The following is a 16,016-nucleotide window of genomic DNA, read 5'->3' on the forward strand; positions in this document are numbered from 1 at the left end:
CAGAATAAAAAATCCGGAAGGATGGGGTACAAAATAGAGTGTACCCGGTCTTTCCGGATCTTTTATTCCTGGGCAGGGAGCCTGTAGTTTTACACTAACTCCGCTATTCTTGTGACACCAACATATATTTCCTGTATTTTGTACCAGGTCGGATAATCCACGATACCAGTGACAGGCAGGTTGAAGATCCGCTGAAAATCCCTGACGGCCCGCTGCGTCCCTTCTCCGTAAATGCCGTCTACGGTTACGGCGGGGAGTGCCGGGTATCCCTGACGGATGGCATTAAGCTGCTCCTGAAGCTGTTCTACTTTGTCCCCTGAAGAGCCGATATCCAGATTATACCCGGGCCAGGAGATGGGAATGCCGGAAATCTCCTCCGCGGTATTGATGTACATGTTGTCGCCGTAGAAGTTCCGCAGAATCTCGATGGCGGTGTAGCCCTGGTCGCCCAGGTATTTAGAACCCCACTGTGTCATCCAGTTCGGACAGGTCACCCGCTGCCCGTCGCAGTATTGTGTCAGAATGGGCTGCCGGACCCCGGGTCTTGAGAGATAGTTAGAGAACAGTTCATCCACTACCAAAGAGATGCTGTCAAATATATTTCTGCCGTTCATCCACTTGTGGTCAAAGGCAGTGGAGGAGGTGATGGTAAAGTCATAGCCTTTGTTCCGGTACCATTCTGTATAGACACGGTTCAGGGTAAAGGACATGATCGCCAGCACATTAGCCCGGATGGTCTCTATGGGCCATGTGGCATAGATTTCACTGGATGCCACATTTTTGATGTAATCCCGGTAACGCACATAAAAGTTCTCGGCTGTGGGGTCTGTGGGGGCACCGTCATGTACCACTACAAACTCCGGTACTACCACGCGGCTCAGAACGATCTCCCCGGATTCATCCATGGGTTTGATCTCATCCTCCGGTATCTTCTCCGGGTATATGCCAAAGAGGGTATGGGCTGGAATAACAATGTTCTGGAAGGTGTTCTGCGGCGTCTGGGCCTGGAGCCTTGCAGTCTGCAGCGCAGTCACCTCCGGCAGGATTTCCGCACCGGCGATATCAAGAGGCTCAAAGTCCGGGGCTTCAATGTGGAAGGTGTATTCTGCGTAGGGCTGGTACTCGGAAGGCTCCATGCTGTATTCCAGGGGAGGGGCAGGAAGTGTGATCTCCGGTGTCTGCCCGTTGGCATCTGTCTTCAGCTCCTCGATGACAGAGGTGGGGTCTCCTGTATAGGTAATGTCTATGGTGGCATTTTCAATGGGCGTGTTTCTGATGGAGGAGAGCACAGAAATCCGCAGGCGGCCTTCATCCGGGTGGTCCGCCTGCATGGCTTTTATGGGATCATAATTCATAGGTAAAACCTCATGGCAGTTCGTTGGTTTAGGATATGCAGGAAAAAGAAAAATGTGACAGAATCATTGACAGAAGCATTCCTTTGTGCTAAGATTCCACATAACATATATGGCTTTATAGACGGGAGGACAGAGTATCATGAAAAAGATGCAGGGTATTTGTTATGGTATCGCATTCATTTTTTGTGTACTGTGTCTCTTTTTCCTTTTTTCACAGAGGCAGGAAAACGCAGGCGCGGGAAACGGATTTTCACACCTGCCCGGTCAGGCCGCTATCACACAGGCAGGCCATGCGGAACAGCTTGTGAATTTCCAGAAGGAAGAAACACCCTCACGTCTCTGTGCCAGTAAAAGCAAGGAAGAAGGGAATGATTTTCTCGGGCCTCTTCCTTTTTTTGCTGTTCTTTTTTCCTGTGCCCTTGTTTTTCTGTTTTCAGGAGAGACAAAGGCTGCACTCTATGCCTTTTCCAGGCGCAGTTTCTTACTGAACGACCACCCCATTAAATTAATTTCCATTGTCCAGTATAAGGACGGAAAAAAGAGATTTCCCCCTTTCATCTGATTCTATAAATCATGAAACAGAAAGCAGGGAAATCATGAAAAATAAAAAAACACATATCTGGATAGCGCTGGGAACCATTGCTGTCTTTCTTTTCATTGCCTTTTTTGGCTGTGGAAGTGATATTAAGGGAATCCGTCATATGAGGTTCGGCATAGATATCAAGGGCGGCGTGGAGGCTGTGTTCGAGCCTGTGGGAATCACCCAAAAGCCTACTGCCAAAGAGCTGGAATCCGCCAGAAATATTATGGAGGAGCGGCTGGATTCCAGAAATATACTTGACCGGGAGGTAACCATAGAGAAACAGGAGGGCAGGATCCTTGTCAGGTTCCCCTGGAAATCCGATGAAAAAGATTTTAACCCGGAAGAGGCCATAGCGGAGCTGGGAGAGACGGCAAAGCTGACATTTCAGGATGAAGACCACAAGGTGCTGGTGGAGGGACAGGATGTTGCCAGCAGTTCTGTGGTGCAGAACAGGGATACAAGGGCGTATGAGGTAGAACTTCATTTTGATAAGAGCGGCACAGCGGAATTTGCAGGCGCAACAGAAGAGAATCTGGGAAAACATATCGGTATCTATATGGATGACACGCTGATCTCCAACCCTGTAGTCCAGCAGAAGATAGAGGGAGGGGAGGCAGTCATCAACGGTATGGCGTCCAGAGAGGAGGCCCAGGCGCTCTCCGACAAAATAAATGCCGGTTCCCTTCCTTTTTCCATGAAGACCAGCAACTACAATACCATCAGTCCATCTCTGGGAAGCCAGGCGTTAAAATCCATGGTGGCTGCCGCAGTGACGGCCATGGTCCTGGTATGCCTGTTCATGAGCCTTTACTACAAGCTGCCCGGGGTGCTGAGCTGCATTACACTGCTGTTCCAGATGGCGCTGCAGGTACTGGCTATCTCCATTCCCCAGTATACCATTACACTGCCCGGCATTGCAGGGCTGATCCTCTCCGCAGGTATGGCTGTGGACGCCAATATCATCATAAGTGAGCGTATCAGTGAGGAACTGATGCATGGCTTATCGGTAAAAGCTGCAGTCAAGGCAGGATACCAGAGAGCCTTTTCCTCTGTGCTGGACGGAAACATCACCACAGCAGCCGTGGCAGTCATCCTCATGCTGTTCGGATCGGGAACTATGCTGAGTTTTGGATATACGCTGTTTACCGGTGTGGTGATCAACCTTTTTGCAGGTGTGTGGATGTCCAGGACCATGCTCACCTCTGTGGTACAGTATGAGTTTTTTAAACGCCCGTCCATGTTTCGCAGGAAAAGAGAAAAGAAAATTCTGGATTTTTCCGGAAAGCGGAGATGGATTTTTCTCTTTACAGCCTGTGTGCTTCTGGCCGGTGCTATACTGAGTGCGGCAAACGGCCTGAAGCTGGATACACAGTTTACCGGAGGCGTGATCCTGAAATATACTTGTACAGGAGATGCGGATACAGAAAAACTCAAGGAGAGTGTGGAAGCTGTGCTTAAACGGCCCGCCAATATCCAGATAACAGAAGACCCGGTAAGCGGGCAGCAGAAGCTGGCAGTGACCCTGGCAGGCAACAAGGGACTTTCACCACAGGAGCAGCAGGAGGTGGCAAAGGCACTGGATGAAGAGGGGGGACAGGAATATACGCTGTCTGAGACTTACGCGGTGGAGCCTTATATCGGTGCCAAAGCTCTGAAAAATTCCGTGCTTGCCATTGTACTTTCCGCCCTGTTTATCGTCATATATATAAGGATACGGTTTTCCTCCATGTCCGGGCTTGCGGCAGGGATTTCCGCTGTGGCGGCACTGCTGCATGATATTCTGATCGTGGTGTTTGTATTCGGTGTCTGCAGGATCCCGGTCAATGATGCCTTTGTGGCGGTGACGCTGACCATTATCGGATATTCCATTAACGATACCATTGTCCTCTATGACAGGATCAGGGAGAACCAGAAGAAAAAAGGAAAAGGAGAGACACTGGCAAAATTGGTAGACAGGAGCATCACGGAGACGCTGGGGCGTTCTGTCAATACAGCCCTAACAGTGGTGGCCTGTGTATTTATCATTTTTCTGTTCTCCGTTTTTTACCACATAGAATCTATTCAGGTATTTTCCCTCCCGCTTCTGGCAGGGATGATCAGCGGATGTTACTCTTCCGTGTGTATTGCAGGCCCTCTTTGGGTGTGCTGGGAAGAGCATAAACAGAGTAAGAAGAAATAGAGGGAAAGGGTGTTTTGAGATGAAAGAAGCACTAAGAGAGACAGAGATACCCTTCAGTGCAGGCGCAGTCCTGATCTCTGTAGGCGTGGTTTACGGGGATATCGGAACCTCGCCCATGTATGTGATGAAATCTATTATAGCAGGAAACGGCGGAATTGCTCAAACGGGAGAGAATGTCATATATGGTGCGCTCTCCCTGGTCATATGGACCATTATCCTGTTGACAACAGTCAAATATGTGCTGATTGCCATGCGGGCGGACAATCACAATGAGGGCGGTATTTTTGCTCTGTTCAGCCTGGTGAAAAAATGCGGGAAATGGCTTGTGTTCCCGGCCATGATCGGAGGGGCTGCCTTGCTGGCAGACGGGATCCTGACACCTGCAGTGACCGTCACCACAGCCATTGAAGGTCTCAGAAGCATTCCGGGGGTCTATACAGTGCTGGGAAATGATCAGGATAAGATCGTGGTCATCACCCTTGTGATCATCAGCGGATTATTTCTGGTGCAGAAGGCGGGGACCAGTTCGATAGGAAAGGCATTTGGTCCGGTTATGACGCTGTGGTTTCTCTTTCTGGCAGCAGCCGGATGCTTTCACATTTTGGGAAATCCGGGGATCATACAGGCATTGAACCCATTGTGGGCCATCAGGATCCTCATAAGTCCTGACAACCGCATGGGTTTTATGATCCTGGGAAGTGTGTTCCTGGCAACCACAGGGGCGGAAGCCCTGTATTCGGATATGGGGCATGTGGGCAGACAGAATATTTACGCAAGCTGGCCTTTTGTGAAAATATGCCTGATCCTCAATTATCTGGGGCAGGGGGCCTGGCTGCTCTCCAACCGCAGCAGCAAAAGCCTGGCGGATATGCCGGATATGAACCCGTTTTTCGAGATGCTGCCTGAGGAAATACGGCCTGCAGGGGTGGTGCTGGGAACGATAGCAGCTATCATAGCCTCACAGGCGTTGGTGACAGGGTCTTTTACCCTTGTCTCAGAGGCCAGCAGGCTGGATTTAATGCCGCATATGCAGATTGTGTATCCATCCATGATCAAGGGGCAGATTTTTATTCCGCTGGTCAATCTGGTGCTGTGGATCTCTTGTTCTCTGCTGGTGCTTTATTTCAGGACCAGTGCCCATATGGAGGCTGCATATGGTCTGGCCATAACGCTTACCATGTTGATGACTACGCTGCTTTTGTTTATCTATCTGAATAAGATCAGGAGAAAATATTGGCTTTCCTGGCTGTTTCTGGTGTTTTTCGGAGGACTGGAGGGGACCTTTTTCCTGTCCAGCCTGAGTAAATTCCAAAGGGGCGGTTATGTGGCGCTGTTTATCGCTGCTGTCCTCTTTGGGATCATGGTGGTGTGGTACCGTGGAACCGCTATAGAAAATTCTCAGGCAGTGTACCTGAAGGTGCGGGATTTTGTAGGTCAGATGGGAAGGCTGAAGGAGGATACCAGTATCCCGGTCCAGACAGATAATCTTGTGTATATCACAAAAGAAACACGTGTGGAGGAGTTAGACCGTGATATTCTGTATTCCGTTCTGGATCGTCCCAAACGGGCAAGAGCCTATTGGTTCATCAATATCCAGGTCACGGACCAGCCCTATACCAGGGAATATACTGTGGAGAATTTTGGCACGGATTATATATTCAAGATCCAGCTCCGCCTGGGATTCAAGGTGGACCAGAGGATCAATGTGTATCTGCGGCAGATTGTGGAGGAACTTATTGACAGTGATGAACTTCCGTCCCAGGAGCCGAAATATTCCATCTACGGGTCCGGGGAGGTGGGAAGCTTCCAGTTCTGCCTGATCCGGAAACTGCTCATACCGGAAAGCGATATCACCCCTGCCGGGCGGGCCGCGGTCTCGCTGAAATATGCCATACGCCGGGTGGCCGGCTCCTCCGCCAGATGGTACGGCCTGGAGAATTCCGCTCTGATACTGGAGTATGTTCCGCTCTTCATTAAGATGAAAAATCTCCGTCCTCTCAGGCGGGTTTGAACGGTAAAATGCCGTGGGAAGTGTGCAAACTACAAAATTGTGCAGAAATGATGAAAATAGTCATAAATAAGGTATAGATAAGCACTTGATTTTTCTACAAAATAGTAGAAAAGGAGTGAATGACATGAGCGAAGATATAAATGCACAATTAATGGAACTGGGGCTTAACATAGCCTATTACAGAAAGTTAAAGGGGATCACACAGGCACAGCTTGCGCAGATGGTAGGCATAAGCAGAACGCATATCAGCAACATTGAAGCACCAAAGATGCCTACACAAATTTCTGTGGAAACGCTGCTGAAAGTGGCAGAGGCACTGGAGATCAAGACGTGGAAACTGTTTGCTTTCCGCAGTGATATAAATCTGCAGTAAAGAGTGCGGAAAAAATGATTATTTTCTTGTTGAAAAATACCATTAGAAGCGCTAAAATAGGAAGCAGATAAGAGACAGAAAGGACAAAGAATATATGAAACGTTCAGAAATCAATGCAGCGCTGAAAGAGATGGAGGAGATGGTCAATAAGTGCTGTTTTAAGCTTCCCCCATTCTGCCATTTTACACCGGAAGACTGGAAGGAAAAGGGTTCCGAGTACGACGAGATTCGCGACAATATGCTGGGATGGGATATTACGGATTACGGTCTGGGCAGATTTGATGAGGTGGGATTTTCCCTCATAACCCTGAGAAACGGCAACCTGAAGATGGACAAGTATACAAAGACCTATGCAGAGAAGCTGCTGTACATAAAAGAGGGACAGATGGCCCCCATGCACTTCCACTGGAACAAGATGGAGGATATTATAAACAGAGGAGGGGGCAATGTCCTGATCCGTGTATATAACTCCACCGAGGACGGCCAGTTTGCGGACACAGACGTGACGGTAAACTGTGACGGCAGGGAATTTACAGTGCCTGCTGGTACTCAGGTGAAGCTGCAGCCGGGTGAGAGCATAACGGTTTATCCGTATATGTATCATGATTTTGAGTTAGAGCCAGGCACAGGCCCTGTGCTTTTAGGTGAAGTTTCCATGTGCAATGACGATGAAAATGATAACCGTTTTTATGAGCCCATCGGAAGATTTCCGGAGATAGAGGAGGACGAGGCACCGTACCGTCTGCTCTGTACGGAATATCCGAAGGCAGAATAAAGCTCGAGGAGAATTGAGACAAAGAGCTGTCAGGCCAGAGAGAGGGATTCTTTCCGGCTGGACAGCTTTTGTTCGTGATAACCCCTGATATACAGACTGCCGGCACCCGGGGAAGTGCCGGTGAGAGAAAAATGGAGGATTTTTACATATGGCAAAATATATGATGGCACTGGATGCAGGAACCACAAGCAACCGCTGTATTCTTTTTAATGAGAAGGGTGAGATGGTCAGTGTGGCCCAGAAGGAATTCACCCAGTATTTTCCGAAGCCGGGCTGGGTGGAGCACGATGCCAATGAGATCTGGTCCACGCAGCTTGGTGTGGCTGTGGAGGCGATGCAGAAGGTTGGCGTGGAGGCTAAGGACATTGCAGGCATTGGCATCACAAACCAGAGAGAGACAGCCATTGTCTGGGATAAAAATACAGGTGAGCCGGTCTATCATGCCATTGTTTGGCAGTGCAGGCGTACTTCCGAGTATTGCGACTCCCTGAAGGATAAGGGGCTTACTGAGGTGTTCAGAGCCAAGACAGGACTGATCATTGACGCTTACTTTTCCGGTACCAAGGTAAAATGGATCCTGGACCATGTGGAGGGAGCAAGGGAGAGGGCGGAAAAAGGGGAACTGCTTTTTGGAACGGTGGAGACCTGGTTGATCTGGAAGATGACAAAGGGCGCGGTACATGTAACAGACTACTCCAATGCCTCCAGAACCCTTCTCTATAATATAAACAAGCTGGAGTGGGATGAGGAGATTCTGAAAGAACTGGAGATTCCCAGGTGTATGCTGCCTGAGGTGAAGCCTTCAAGCTGTGTCTACGGCATGGCGGATGCCAGCTTTTTCGGCGGAGAGATTCCCATTGCCGGCGCGGCCGGGGACCAGCAGTCCGCCCTGTTCGGACAGACCTGTTTTTCGGAGGGGGAGGCAAAGAATACATACGGGACAGGATGTTTTCTCCTTATGAATACAGGGGAGAAGCCGGTATTTTCAAAAAATGGCCTGGTGACCACCATTGCATGGGGGCTGGACGGCAAAGTGAATTATGCGCTGGAAGGCTCTGTGTTCGTAGCCGGAGCTGCTATCCAGTGGCTTCGAGACGAACTCCGCATTATTGACAGTGCGGAGGATTCTGAATATATGGCAAAAAAGGTGAAGGATACCCATGGCTGTTATGTAGTGCCTGCATTTACAGGTTTGGGAGCGCCCTACTGGGACCAGTATGCAAGAGGTATCATTGTGGGTCTTACCAGGGGAGTGAACAAATATCATATTATCCGTGCAACGCTGGAGTCTCTGGCTTATCAGGTGCATGATGTGGTGCGGGCCATGGAAGCGGATTCCGGCATTCCTCTTACTTCTTTGAAGGTGGACGGCGGGGCCAGCGCCAACAATTTCCTTATGCAGACCCAGGCCGATATGGTACAGGTTCCGGTAAAGAGGCCGCAGTGTGTGGAAACCACTGCCATGGGTGCGGCATATCTGGCAGGACTGGCGGTTGGGTACTGGAAGGATAAAAATGAGATCGTGAAAAACTGGGAGATTGAGAGAACCTTTCAACCGGTTATCTCCATGGAAGAGCGGAATAAGAAAATGAAGGGCTGGGAGAGAGCCGTAAAATGTTCTTACGGATGGGCAAAAGAAGATTGAAAATATGGCAGAAGTCCCCGGGTGACGGGGATTTTTGCTGTGATATAAGAAAACCGTAACGGTGAGAGGAATACAGCGCTCCGGCATACGGATAGCATGAAAGTCAGAGAAAGTGAAGGGAAATACAGGATGAAAAGAGAGATCATGAAGAAAACGGGCAGTATACAGCAGATTGCCTATGTGAGAAAGGTGACTTTTGAGGAAGGGGCAGCAGCAGGACTCAGGGCTTATGAGGTGAAAGCCGGGGAACTGGCTTTTACTGTGGCGATTGACAAATGTTTGGATATTGTGGAGATGACCTATAAAGGGGTAAACCTGAATTTTCTCAGTAAACCGGGTCTTATGAACCGGCAGAGGTTTGACAGCAGCGGGTTTGAGGCACAGAAGAGTATAATGGGCGGTATGTTTTTTACCTGCGGCACCAGTAATGTGGGAAAACCGGACCTGACGCCGGATGCACCGCTTCCCATGCACGGCTATCTGCGCTCAACACCGGCAGAGCATGTGTGTGCGGATGCCTTTTGGGATGGGGATGTTTACCGCATCGTGATCTCCGGGGAAATGCGCCAGGCGGCCCTGTTTGGGGAGAATATTGTGCTGAGAAGGAGGATTTCAGCGGAACTTGGAAGCAGTGAGGTCAAGATACATGATGAATATGTGAATGAGGGATTCGGGGATGAGCCGTTTATGCTTCTGTACCATTGCAATGTGGGGTATCCTCTGCTGGATGAGGGGAGTGTGGTTGAAGTACCGGCACTGGAAACCGTGCTGAAAGGGGAGACAGAACAGACAGAACTTCCATGGAACTGTGTGGGAGAGACGGTGGATCTGCTCCCGGAACAGGTGTTTTACCATAAGATCCGGTTTGATGAAAATGGCAAGGCATGTGTAAAGGTGAAGAATCCCAAACTGGGAATGGGAATCTGCGTGGAATTTCCGGAGAAGGAACTGCCGAATTTTACACAGTGGAAGTCCATGGCTTCGGGGGACTACGTTGTGGGGCTGGAACCTTGTAACTGCCATGTGGACGGCCAGAAATGGGAAGAGGAGAATGGTACACTTCGCAGGATTGGAGCGGGGGAGAGGAGATGTGTGGATTTGGTGCTTCGTGTGGAGGGCTGATAATTGTTTTTATAAGAGTATAATAGAATCCCAGCTTTGACAGTTGGTGGAAAAGAAAACCGTTGCAATCCCTTAAAATAAGGGTAGTGCAGCGGTTTTATATTGGGCGTTTGATGTCCGACTCAAAAACTTTGAAATCGATTAGGTCGAAATGGGTTCCGTTAAGAACACAATTTAGTGCAAAATAGACAATTCTATTGCGGTAAAAAATGAAATATGGTAAAATATGCCTAATAAATATCATGTAATAGATTTTAAGCTGGGGAAACAAGTTCCTCTTAATAAATAATGTCAGTGGTTTAGATAAGATGAATTAGGACAGTAATATGGGATTTAATGAGAGGAAAATTTTATGATACATATTGCAATATTAGATGACGATAAGGAAGGGCTTGAAAAAATCAAAGAAACGACTAATTCCTATTTTGTAAGCAGAGGTGCGGAATATACGATCCAGGCTTATCAAAAATCAGAGCTTCTTTTGATGGATTTGGAGGAAGGGGAGTATTATGATATTTTTCTTTTGGATGTGGAAATGCCTGGAATGTCGGGATTAGATGTGGCAAAAAAAATCCGGGTAAATTATCCGGAACCATTTATTATCTATATTACAGACTATTTGGAATATGCAGTAGAGGCATATGAAGTAAATACATTCCGCTATATTCCTAAGGGAGTGTTAGAAAAAAAATTGCCTCAGGCTTACAATAAGCTGTGTTCTTATTTATTAATAAGAGAAGAAAAGAAATACTATGTGGAGACAAGTTCCCGTATGGAAGCTATTCCATATCAGAATATTTATTATATGGAAAAAGACGGTAAGTATGTTGTCATACATAATAAAATGGGGGCATGTAAAATAAGAAAAACTTTAAAAGAAGTATATGAAGAGTTAAATTCTGAAATGTTTATTTTTGTAGATAAGGGGTTTGTGGTAAATATCCTGCATGTTATGTCACTAAAACAGAGAGAGATAGTTGTTAGAAGTGGAGAAAGAATTCCAGTGAGCAGGCCAAGGCTGGGGGATGTAAAGAATCAGATAACAGAATATTGGAGGAAAAACAGATAATGGTATTATTCGGCCTTTTTTTTGTGCAGCAGGTATTATTGAATGGTATGGGAGTTTTGTTGTTCAGGCTAATTTATCAGGAAAGACGTTTTAAAGGGATAGGGGCGAGAATTCTGGAGTATGTGTTTTTTGTGGTGTTTTGCTGCCTTACTGCATGGAATATTTGTCAGGCTTTGGTTTCTACGGGTGGAATTACCGTATTTATAGTTGCCTTTTCTGTATACATGTGGTTGTTTACACAAAGTAGTTTAATAAAAACGCTGGCGTGGAACTGTTTTTATTTCTTCGGTCTGGAGTTGGTCAAGTTTATTTATCTCCTTATAAATGGATTATATACAGACAGAGGTATAAAAGAAGTTAATTACGGAACCCACAATTGGGCGGATTTAATTGTATGTTATTTGTTGGTTTTTTTGATTTTACTTAGCTATAGACTACTTAAATGCAGTAAAGGGGAATTTTTGCATATCGTTTTTGAAGAGTATAACTTGTTATTTCTTTTTGTTGGTGTATTGGAATTGTGTATTATTGTATATTTGATGAGGTTAAGCTTATATAAAATGGATAACAAAATAATATTTCCGTTTTTCATCTTCATTTGTTTTTTGGTGGTATCTAACTTATTCTTATTTTTTTTAATCCAGTTACAAATGCTGAAAAAGGAAAAACAAAATTTTGTTGTTCAGCAGAATTTGAAAGAAAAACAATATATAATGCTGAAGGAAAAATATATAGATGGCAATAAAAAATTACATGAGCGTAAGCATGAGCTGCGATTTCTTTTAAATTGTTTTTTAAATGAAGAATTTGAAGAGGGAAAAAGGTATATTGAAAATTTATTAGATGTTACAATTAACCAGCAGAAAATGAAAATCTGGACAGGAAATGAAGATGTTGATTTTTTGATAAGTTATGAACAAAAGAAAATGGATGAAAATGGTATTCAATTTGAGCTTTACACAGATGTCTATGAAATACCAATAGACAGCGCAGACTTATATATTATAGCTGGTAATTTATTGGATAATGCAATAGAGGCATCTGTTAAGTGCGAGATGAAAAACAGATGGATCTCACTAGAATTACTGACGGTCAATCAAATGATATTAATAAGAGTAAAAAATAGCAGCCAAAGGATTCCAAAGAGGATTAATGGAAGGTTCAATTCAGACAAAGAGAATACAGAAATTCACGGCTGGGGACTAGAAAATGTGAAACAGGTAATTCAGAAATACGATGGAATTATAGACATCAATTATGATGAAAGCTCATTTGAGGTAAGTGTTGTTGTTTCAAAGGAAGGAGGTGATAAGGATGAAGAAGGAAGAAATGAATCCGGAAGGAAATATTCTGGAGGAACTTGAGGAAGCAAGGGTAGTATGGTGTGAAGAAAAAGAGGAAATTATTACTTTTTCCCAGGATTGTGGTCCAATCTTTTCAATTGCATGTTGTTAGATGGCTTTTTGTTGATTTTGATGCAGTTAAGTAGATCGTAAAAATGGATAAGCAGGTTTATCAGATTAAGGAATACCTTGTATATAGATTGGGGTATTCCTTTCTGATATAGTGAAAATAATGAGCGTATATAATAGAGGAAAAAATTTGTTGATAGAGGAAAGAGAGTATTGGAAAAAGTTATTTGGAAACAAATTATACAATGAAATAGTTTGTTCTCAGACAGTAAGTAATAAATTTTCTATTCAACCAGAAACCTGGGGGAATGCAAAACTAGAGGGGATTTTTGCAGAAGTTGATGAATTTATCTTTTCTGATTCATACGAGTTTTTGGGTGATGAAGTTTTTGGACAATTCTATTATCTATATCTGGAAACGATGATTAAATACGGAAGTGCCAAATGCTATACTTTTTTTCAGATGTCGGAACAGCCTGAAAAAAATCTCTCAAAGATATTCATTAATAAAATCCGAAACATACCTCTGCGTGTTCTTTTACATGATATGTATGCACAGAAAAAACAGGGTAATTTACGCGGAAAAAACGCTTCGGAAGAATATGAGTTTTATAATCATAGCTTTTTGGGAGACTTGGGCCATGTACGTGCATTGAGCAGAAGTTATCCGGAAATGCACCGCTTGCTCCTGAAACAGGCTGAACAGATTAGTCAGTTTGTGAATTGGATTGCAACTGCTTTGACAGAAGACAAACCAGAGATAGTCAGAGAAATTTGCCAGGGGAAGGATTACAAAAAAATAAGATGGATAAAGACAGGATTATCAGATTCCCACAATGGGGGAAATATGGTAGCTAAGGTTTTTTGGATAACGGGCAAATGATTATTTTTAAACCCAGAGGACTAAAAAAGGACATATATTACAATGAGCTTTTTGGATGGTTTTGTGTAGAGTGCGGAATGGAGAATAGAAATATTAGATGCCTGGATTTTATAGATCATGGCTGGGAGGAAAATCTGGAGAATAAGCCCTGTAAATCAGAAAAACAGATTAATACATATTACATGAAAATGGGTATCCATTTGTTTTTGTGTATGCTAATGTCAGCTTCAGATATGCACGGAGAAAATATAATTGCAGATGGGGAAAATCCAATCCTATTGGATTTAGAGTGCCTTCCGGGTCTTAGAAGTATAGAGAAATCTGATAATGCAGAGAAAGCAGTAAAAAGGATATTAAATAATTCCATTATTTATACAGGAATTCTTCCTTTAGTTATATGGATTAGTGAAAAAAAAGGACAGGGGATTAATCTAAGTGCCCTTGGAACCGAAAAAAAACAGATATTGCCTTTTAAAGTACCTGTTCTTATAAATAAAAAAACATCTGAAATGAGAATTGTCAATAGAAAAATAGAAATTAAGGCAAGCTGCTCTCTACCATGTTTTGAGGGTAAATATGCAAATCCTGAGGAGTACGCGGATGAAATAATAGAGGGGTTTAGCAATGCATATATGTTGTTTATGAATAAAAAAGTGGAGTTATCAAAAAAACTTGGATTATTCTTTTCGTTTGAAAGCAGATATTTGATTCGGCATACACAGCAGTATTCTATGTATTTGTCCTCCTCTTTTTATTCGGATTTTATGCAGAATTCTATCAAGCGGAGTTTAATGCTGCAGGTGTTACGCAATAATATGGATACCCACCCTACTTACAAAGAAGATATCCTTGCTTCGGAAATAAGTTCTTTAATGAACATGGATATTCCATATTATACTTTTAAAGGAAATCTGAGAGATTTCTATGACGGTTATGGGAATGTCTATAAAGATTACTTTAAAAATACCGCTTTGGACTGTTTTGAAGAACGTGTATGTGAAATGGGAACAGAAGATCTGGAGCGTCAGAAAACATTTATAAGGTTATCCTTAGCATTATTGTCTCCGGAACAGGAAAAGATGATGAACAGTTATTTCATACCGGACAGAGTAGTAAGAGATGATGAGGTAGAAGAGAGAACTTTAAAGGTGATTTATAAAATAGCGGATCGAATTTGCGATACTTCGGTGAGAGGTACATTTATAAAAGATGTGAGTTGGATCGGTCTGCATTTTTTCAATGAGCATAGCTGGAAAATAGAACCGGTTAATATGTATCTATACGACGGGATAGGAGGAATAGCCGTCTTTATGGCTATTGCAATAAAGATAAGGGGAGAAAAATACTTTAAGGAGATTTTTGAACGCTTAAAATATACGCTTTTTTCGTATACTGATTTGATTATCACAGGCGGAAGAGAACCTCAGATGCATTGTACGGGTGCATTAGTGGGAGAGGGGTCCATAGTCTTAACCTATATATTGCTATACGGGCTTACTGATAAAAAAGAATTCTTGACTTATGCTGAAGAACATGGCGATATTTTGGAAAGTTTGATTTGGAATGATTCAGACAACGATTTATTATCAGGTAATGCCGGGGCTGTTATCGTACTTATAAAACTATATATGATTACAGGCCGACAGAAGTGGTTGCTGCTGGCAAGGAAGATTAGTGAGGATTTATGGGACATAGCTGTTAAAACAAATGAAATATGTGGGTGGTTTCCACCGAAAATGAAGAATCCACTTGCCGGTATGGCACACGGAAACAGTGGATATATAATGGCATTTGCATATTTACTGGAAGCGACAAAAGATCCCAAATATATACTATGGATACGGGAATTATTGAAGTATGAAGACTCCTTATTCTCGGAAAAGTTGGGTAACTGGAAGGACTTGAGGGACGAAAGAAGAATAGAAAAAAGTGATACATGCGCAAACGCTTGGTGTCATGGTGCGCCAGGTATACTTTTGAGTAGAATGAAACTTTTTGAGTTGAAAGATTTCCATGAAGACTTCATTGTTATGAGAGACATCAAGAGAGCTAAGGAGTCTTTATTTAAAAATGCCTGTCGCCGAGGAGCATGTTTATGCCATGGTATGGCAGGTAATTATAGGATCATGAGAAAATATGCAGATATCTTTGAAGTAACGGACAAAGAAAAGAAAGTTATGGATGTAGTTTTTCTTCAATTGCTGGAAACTATGGAGAGGGAAACAGATATATTGCCTCAGGAATTATATAATCCAGGTCTGATGACAGGTATATCTGGTATTGGAGCTTTATTATGTATTACATTGCTTAAAAGTGAATTGTAGAATTTTTATCTAGTATAGCTTAAAGTAAAAAACTAAATGCATCACTGTATAAAGTATCATTAAGTTAATTACTTTAAGCTATACTAAATTATTAAGATTTTTCACAGATATTGTGATCGATTACGGAAATAAGCTATTATATTATGATTCGGAAAGCTATAATTTGTATTCTTATAAAATTTGAGGCCAAAAACTTACAATTAAAGGCGGTATGTACATGTAAGATCTAAAGCCTGTTATTATGAATAATATGCAGAAAGCAAGAATCAAGATGTAAGTCAGTGC

At 43.8% G+C, this 16,016-nt stretch carries 13 protein-coding genes; 12 read left to right on the forward strand and 1 reads right to left on the reverse strand.

The genetic code is table 11. The features are described 5' to 3' along the window. Window positions 1–89: 89 nt before the first annotated feature. The gene (locus A4V09_RS04775) at window positions 90–1,355 is read right to left on the reverse strand and encodes a peptidoglycan-binding domain-containing protein (protein WP_065541336.1); all 1,266 of its coding nucleotides are present in this window, start codon (window positions 1,353–1,355) and stop codon (window positions 90–92) included. A gap of 139 nt (window positions 1,356–1,494) precedes the next feature. Here A4V09_RS04775 and A4V09_RS04780 point away from each other — a divergent pair, with 139 nt between their 5' ends. The 12 genes from A4V09_RS04780 to lanM all read left to right on the forward strand — a co-directional run bounded on the left by A4V09_RS04780 (window position 1,495) and on the right by lanM (window position 15,731). Then, entirely contained in the window at window positions 1,495–1,917 is a 423-nt protein-coding gene (locus A4V09_RS04780; RefSeq protein ID WP_065541337.1) for a hypothetical protein, read from the forward strand. Between the two features lie 34 nt (window positions 1,918–1,951). Further along, a complete protein-coding gene (locus A4V09_RS04785) occupies window positions 1,952–4,117 on the forward strand; it encodes a protein translocase subunit SecDF (protein WP_065541338.1) in 2,166 nt (721 codons plus the stop codon). A 19-nt stretch (window positions 4,118–4,136) separates the two neighbouring features. After that, on the forward strand, window positions 4,137–6,128 hold the full coding sequence (locus tag A4V09_RS04790; RefSeq protein WP_065541339.1) for a KUP/HAK/KT family potassium transporter: 1,992 nt from the start codon (window positions 4,137–4,139) through the stop codon (window positions 6,126–6,128). 124 nt (window positions 6,129–6,252) lie between these two features. Continuing rightward, window positions 6,253–6,501 carry a helix-turn-helix domain-containing protein gene (locus tag A4V09_RS04795; RefSeq protein ID WP_065541340.1) on the forward strand — a complete coding sequence of 83 codons (249 nt, stop codon included), beginning with the start codon at window positions 6,253–6,255 and terminating at the stop codon, window positions 6,499–6,501. A 94-nt stretch (window positions 6,502–6,595) separates the two neighbouring features. Further along, window positions 6,596–7,276, forward strand: coding sequence for a D-lyxose/D-mannose family sugar isomerase (locus tag A4V09_RS04800; RefSeq protein ID WP_065541341.1), 681 nt, complete (start codon window positions 6,596–6,598; stop codon window positions 7,274–7,276). Window positions 7,277–7,424: 148 nt separating this feature from the next. Then, complete coding sequence (gene glpK, locus A4V09_RS04805) at window positions 7,425–8,921, forward strand: glycerol kinase GlpK (protein WP_065541342.1); 1,497 nt, start codon at window positions 7,425–7,427, stop codon at window positions 8,919–8,921. Window positions 8,922–9,017: 96 nt separating this feature from the next. After that, entirely contained in the window at window positions 9,018–10,043 is a 1,026-nt protein-coding gene (locus A4V09_RS04810) for an aldose 1-epimerase family protein (RefSeq protein WP_242963961.1), read from the forward strand. 352 nt (window positions 10,044–10,395) lie between these two features. Continuing rightward, window positions 10,396–11,112: a LytR/AlgR family response regulator transcription factor gene (locus A4V09_RS04815; protein WP_065541343.1), complete on the forward strand. Its 717-nt coding sequence runs from the start codon at window positions 10,396–10,398 to the stop codon at window positions 11,110–11,112. After that, window positions 11,112–12,476 (forward strand): sensor histidine kinase, encoded by a 1,365-nt coding sequence (locus tag A4V09_RS04820; protein WP_065541344.1) that lies wholly within the window; start codon window positions 11,112–11,114, stop codon window positions 12,474–12,476. Before A4V09_RS04815 ends, A4V09_RS04820 begins: the two co-directional genes overlap by 1 nt. Beyond that, the gene (locus tag A4V09_RS24190; protein ID WP_157123451.1) at window positions 12,427–12,567 is read left to right on the forward strand and encodes a hypothetical protein; all 141 of its coding nucleotides are present in this window, start codon (window positions 12,427–12,429) and stop codon (window positions 12,565–12,567) included. The genes A4V09_RS04820 and A4V09_RS24190 overlap by 50 nt, the downstream gene beginning before the upstream one ends. A gap of 150 nt (window positions 12,568–12,717) precedes the next feature. Continuing rightward, a complete protein-coding gene (locus tag A4V09_RS25705) occupies window positions 12,718–13,407 on the forward strand; it encodes a DUF4135 domain-containing protein (RefSeq protein ID WP_065541345.1) in 690 nt (229 codons plus the stop codon). After that, entirely contained in the window at window positions 13,404–15,731 is a 2,328-nt protein-coding gene (lanM, locus tag A4V09_RS04830) for a type 2 lanthipeptide synthetase LanM (RefSeq protein WP_065541346.1), read from the forward strand. Before A4V09_RS25705 ends, lanM begins: the two co-directional genes overlap by 4 nt. Window positions 15,732–16,016 lie beyond the last annotated feature (285 nt).

This window comes from Blautia pseudococcoides (genome assembly GCF_001689125.2).
Classification (GTDB): Bacteria; Bacillota; Clostridia; order Lachnospirales; family Lachnospiraceae; genus Blautia; species Blautia pseudococcoides.

Bases quoted from the DNA above. Each gene is read 5' to 3' on its own strand.
- A4V09_RS04775 (WP_065541336.1), bottom strand. From the start codon at position 1,355: ATGAATTATGATCCCATAAAAGCCATGCAGGCGGACCACCCGGATGAA.
- A4V09_RS04780 (WP_065541337.1), top strand. From the start codon at position 1,495: ATGAAAAAGATGCAGGGTATTTGTTATGGTATCGCATTCATTTTTTGT.
- A4V09_RS04785 (WP_065541338.1), top strand. From the start codon at position 1,952: ATGAAAAATAAAAAAACACATATCTGGATAGCGCTGGGAACCATTGCT.
- A4V09_RS04790 (WP_065541339.1), top strand. From the start codon at position 4,137: ATGAAAGAAGCACTAAGAGAGACAGAGATACCCTTCAGTGCAGGCGCA.
- A4V09_RS04795 (WP_065541340.1), top strand. From the start codon at position 6,253: ATGAGCGAAGATATAAATGCACAATTAATGGAACTGGGGCTTAACATA.
- A4V09_RS04800 (WP_065541341.1), top strand. From the start codon at position 6,596: ATGAAACGTTCAGAAATCAATGCAGCGCTGAAAGAGATGGAGGAGATG.
- glpK (WP_065541342.1), top strand. From the start codon at position 7,425: ATGGCAAAATATATGATGGCACTGGATGCAGGAACCACAAGCAACCGC.
- A4V09_RS04810 (WP_242963961.1), top strand. From the start codon at position 9,018: ATGAAAGTCAGAGAAAGTGAAGGGAAATACAGGATGAAAAGAGAGATC.
- A4V09_RS04815 (WP_065541343.1), top strand. From the start codon at position 10,396: ATGATACATATTGCAATATTAGATGACGATAAGGAAGGGCTTGAAAAA.
- A4V09_RS04820 (WP_065541344.1), top strand. From the start codon at position 11,112: ATGGTATTATTCGGCCTTTTTTTTGTGCAGCAGGTATTATTGAATGGT.
- A4V09_RS24190 (WP_157123451.1), top strand. From the start codon at position 12,427: ATGAAGAAGGAAGAAATGAATCCGGAAGGAAATATTCTGGAGGAACTT.
- lanM (WP_065541346.1), top strand. From the start codon at position 13,404: ATGATTATTTTTAAACCCAGAGGACTAAAAAAGGACATATATTACAAT.